Below are 329 nucleotides of genomic sequence, written 5' to 3'. Positions count from 1 at the left end.
ATGTTAGTTGGTGATTTTATGATTGATGATACTAACTATGCTGACTGCCTTGCTTGTGAAGAAGCTTTTGATACCAAAAAAAATAAAATGAAGAACTTTTCTTTTATTTACTATGAAAAACTCAGAAAGACATGGATGTATCAGGCTCTTGGTCTTCTTTCTAAACAAAAGCTCAAACATTTTCATTATCTTAAATAGAGATTCTATGATGAACTTGTAAACGGCTTTTATGTCTACGCTAAAAAGAAAGAAAAAGACAATGATGACAATAATATTGATGATTGCGTCAACTACATTACCAGATACACTTCCAGACCTCCCATGGCTGA

General features: G+C 32.2%; 1 pseudogene. It reads left to right on the top strand.

Features of this window, described 5'->3' with window-relative positions:
• Positions 1–198, top strand: a pseudogene (locus tag HUU89_RS14525) (hypothetical protein); the annotation flags it as partial.
• Positions 199–329 lie beyond the last annotated feature (131 nt).

Origin of the sequence: Faecalibacillus sp. H12, assembly GCF_013361255.1 — a bacterium.
Classification (GTDB): domain Bacteria; phylum Bacillota_I; class Bacilli_A; order Erysipelotrichales; family Coprobacillaceae; genus Faecalibacillus; species Faecalibacillus intestinalis.
Note: the sequence above shows the minus strand (reverse complement) of the source record. Positions and strands in the feature narration are given on the sequence as shown.